The sequence below is a fragment of the Megasphaera lornae genome, from assembly GCF_000214495.1.
GTDB lineage: Bacteria > Bacillota > Negativicutes > Veillonellales > Megasphaeraceae > Megasphaera > Megasphaera lornae.
Window position 1 is genome coordinate 1 of the sequence record NZ_AFIJ01000028.1, and the last position, 3,598, is coordinate 3,598.

At 45.0% G+C, this 3,598-nt stretch carries 3 protein-coding genes; 2 read left to right on the plus strand and 1 reads right to left on the minus strand.

The features are described 5' to 3' along the window. Positions 1-30 precede the first annotated feature (30 nt). A complete protein-coding gene (locus tag HMPREF1039_RS03910) occupies positions 31-978 on the minus strand; it encodes a sugar-binding transcriptional regulator (RefSeq protein ID WP_007391103.1) in 948 nt (315 codons plus the stop codon). A gap of 315 nt (positions 979-1,293) precedes the next feature. Here HMPREF1039_RS03910 and glpK point away from each other — a divergent pair, with 315 nt between their 5' ends. Further along, the gene (gene glpK, locus HMPREF1039_RS03915) at positions 1,294-2,796 is read left to right on the plus strand and encodes a glycerol kinase GlpK (protein ID WP_007391105.1); all 1,503 of its coding nucleotides are present in this window, start codon (positions 1,294-1,296) and stop codon (positions 2,794-2,796) included. A 30-nt stretch (positions 2,797-2,826) separates the two neighbouring features. After that, positions 2,827-3,552 (plus strand): MIP/aquaporin family protein, encoded by a 726-nt coding sequence (locus tag HMPREF1039_RS03920; RefSeq protein ID WP_007391104.1) that lies wholly within the window; start codon positions 2,827-2,829, stop codon positions 3,550-3,552. The last annotated feature ends 46 nt before the right edge of the window (positions 3,553-3,598 follow it).

Below are 3,598 nucleotides of genomic sequence, written 5' to 3' on the forward strand. Positions count from 1 at the left end.
ATACCCCTAAAAGAGGTATCGGCACTTTTTTTATTTTGTCGCCCATTCCAATAAGCGTTGCGCCGTAAAGCGATCGGTAATGAGGACATTGGCGTAGCCTCCTTGTAAGGCCGCATAAATACCTTCTAATTTGGCTTGCCCTCCGGCTAGTAAAATACTGTATTCTTTGTGCCGCAAGTATTCCAAGTCCAGCCCTACCGTGCGGGCATTGAGGTCCGGATCGGCAATGGTACCGTCTTTTGTAAAAAAGCGGGAGCAAATATCCCCTACAGCATGTTCTTTTATAAATTTTTTTTCGTTGTCATCGGCATAGCCCAACCGAAAGAACAGTGCCGTATTGCGGACGGTGCCGACGCTGAATAAGGCGATATTGGCATTTTTTCCCAGTTCCAAGACCCGCTGAATATGACGATCCCGGTAGACCATGTCGCGAACTTCTCGGGAATCAAATAATACCGGTAACGGCAGTGATTGTGCTACCGTTTTATAGTTGGCCGCAAAGCGTTCTAAGACTTCCGTTGCATACGTTTCGCTGGCGGAAAGGGTAATACCGCCTTCCAATTGCACTATTTGCGCGCCTTTCAGCTCATGCGGCGTTAAGGAATGGGATAAGTGATGCATTGTAGTGCCCCAACCGACTCCGATAATATCGCCGTCTTTAATAATGGTGCTTAAGTATTCGGCTCCCTTGCGTCCTATGTATAATTTTATATCTTCTTCATTTTCTATCGGCGCATTGGCAATGGCTACATGCTTCAGCTTATAGGCATGCATTAATTTTTTGGCCAAATGACTTTGATCTTCAATGGGATCGAAAATTTCAATACGGACGAAACCCTTATCCTTGGCATATTGCAGCAGCCGGGAAACGGAAGGACGGGAAATATCCAGTTCTTTGGCAATCTCGGCTTGACTGAAATCGGATTGATAGTATAATTTGGCGGCACTGATAGCTAATTTGTTTTTATTTTTTGTCATTGTATAGTCCTATTCTATAAAAATATGTATATCTGAATCTATGCTTATATTATCTATGTAATCACAAGTTTTTGCAAGGAAAATATGAAAAAATGTGCAAATTTTATTTTGGTATAAATTTAATTTTTTTCTTTGAATCCTAAAATATATCTAATAATGCAAGAAATGAATGGCGATTATACATTTATACGGCAAATGCAAATTTGTAAAAAAAATATTGCCAAAAATATAGCGGTTCTTTTATAATTATTCTATAAAAGGAATGGCTGTGCATATGGATGTTATTCTGTATCATAGCAGAAAGGACGGTATACTATGCAAAAAAAGTATGTTATGTCTTTGGATGCGGGAACTACCAGTAATCGCGCTATTATTTTTGATGAGGAGTCACATATTGTCAGTGTATGTCAAAAAGAATTTACACAACATTTTCCCCATGCCGGATGGGTGGAACATGATGCCAATGAAATTCTACATACTATGATAGAAGTGATGAAAGGTGCGCTGGAACAGTCGGGGATCACCGGGGCTGATATTGCGGCCATCGGGATTACAAATCAGCGGGAAACGACGGTCGTTTGGGATAAAATAACCGGTTGTCCGATTTATAACGCCATTGTTTGGCAATCGCGGCAAACGGCGGATATTTGTGAAGAATTGAAGCATCAGGGATTGGTGGAAGAATTCCGGGAAAAAACAGGCTTGATTATTGATGCGTATTTTTCCGGCACCAAAGTAAAATGGATTTTAGATCATGTGGAAGGCGCACGGGAAAAAGCCAAAAAAGGGGAGCTGTTGTTCGGGACCGTCGATTCTTGGCTCATTTGGAAATTGACGGGAAACAAGGTGCATGTTACGGATTATTCCAATGCTTCACGGACATTAATGTTCAATATTAAGACCTTGCAATGGGATGATGATTTGTTGCGGTACCTGACAGTGCCGAAACAAATGCTTCCGGAAGTACGTCCGTCCAGCGAAGTGTATGGCGAAACGTTGCCTTCTATTTTAGGTGTTCCGGTCAAAATCGCCGGAGCCGCCGGCGACCAGCAGGCGGCTTTGTTCGGACAAACGTGTTTCAGTCCGGGCATGGCTAAAAATACGTATGGCACCGGCTGCTTTATGTTAATGCATACGGGAGAAAAAGCGATTCCTTCTAAAAACGGTCTGGTCACTACCATTGCCTGGGGGTTGGACGGCAAGGTGGAATACGCATTGGAAGGCTCCATTTTTGTTGCCGGTTCCGCCATTCAATGGCTTCGGGACGGCTTGCGTCTACTGGATACGGCGCCGGATTCGGAATGGGTGGCAAAACGGGTACCGGATTCGGACGGTGTATATGTAGTGCCTGCTTTTGTCGGTTTGGGAGCACCGTATTGGGATATGGATGCCCGCGGGATGATTATCGGATTGACGCGCGGTACGACCAAGGCCCATGTGGTACGGGCGACCTTGGATTCCATGGCGTATCAGACCAAAGATGTATTAGGTGCGATGGAAGCGGATTCCGGTATTAAATTAGCGGATTTGCGTGTTGACGGCGGCGCAGTGGCCAATAACATGTTAATGCAATTCCAAGCGGATATTTTAGGGGTTCCTGTAGAAAGACCGCAAATTATTGAAACCACCGCTTTAGGCGCGGCGTATTTGGCAGGATTGGCAGTCGGTGTTTGGGCTTCCAAAGAAGAATTGAAACAACGGTGGCAATTGCAAAATCGCTTTGAACCGTCCATGAAACCGGATCAGGCCGCCGCTTATTATAAAGGTTGGCGTAAAGCGGTTAAGCATGCGATGCATTGGTTGGCCGATGAAGATTAATATACCGTTTTCCCGAAGGAGGATATAATAATGGATAATTTACTTGGTGAGTTTTTCGGTACAATGGTCTTAATGGTATTCGGGTGCGGCGTATGCGCTTGTAATACATTGACGAAGTCAAAAGGACAGGGAGGCGGTTGGATTTGTATTACTGCCGGCTGGGGATTTGCCGTAACGCTGGGGGTTTTCACGGCAACGACCTTGGGGGCGCCGCAAGGTGATTTGAATCCGGCCGTAACGTTGGGAAAAACCTTGATCGGGTTGTATACAGTACCGCAATTTTTGGCGACATCCATTGTACAAGTGATCGGCGGTATATGCGGTGCGGCCCTTGTTTGGTTGGCATATTTACCGCATTGGGCGGAAACGGAGGATAAAGCGGCCAAGTTGGGGATCTTTTGTACGGCGCCGGCTATACGCAAGTATCCGTTGAATTTTTTGTGTGAAATGATTGCCTCTTTCTTTTTAATGTTTATTATCTGGATGATTTTTTCCAAGCAAGTCGGGGTGATTCCGGCAGGTATGGGGCCGTATATTGTAGGGATTCTTGTTTGGGCCATCGGCATGAGTTTAGGCGGTCCTACCGGATATGCGATTAATCCCGCACGAGATTTGGGTCCCAGATTGGCACATTTTATTTTACCGATTGCCGAAAAGGGAAGTTCTGATTGGGCATATGCCTGGGTGCCTGTGGTGGCTCCTTTAGTCGGGGCGGTTGTGGCATATGGAGTGGCTGTTTTATTAACCGTATTTTAGAGGACTGTAATAAAAAGCGATTTCGCTATTGCGAAATCGCTTTTAA

What these genes read in the sequence shown, in the direction of transcription:
- HMPREF1039_RS03910 (WP_007391103.1), bottom strand. Translation starts at nt 978, where the DNA reads ATGACAAAAAATAAAAACAAATTAGCTATCAGTGCCGCCAAATTATAC.
- glpK (WP_007391105.1), top strand. Translation starts at nt 1,294, where the DNA reads ATGCAAAAAAAGTATGTTATGTCTTTGGATGCGGGAACTACCAGTAAT.
- HMPREF1039_RS03920 (WP_007391104.1), top strand. Translation starts at nt 2,827, where the DNA reads ATGGATAATTTACTTGGTGAGTTTTTCGGTACAATGGTCTTAATGGTA.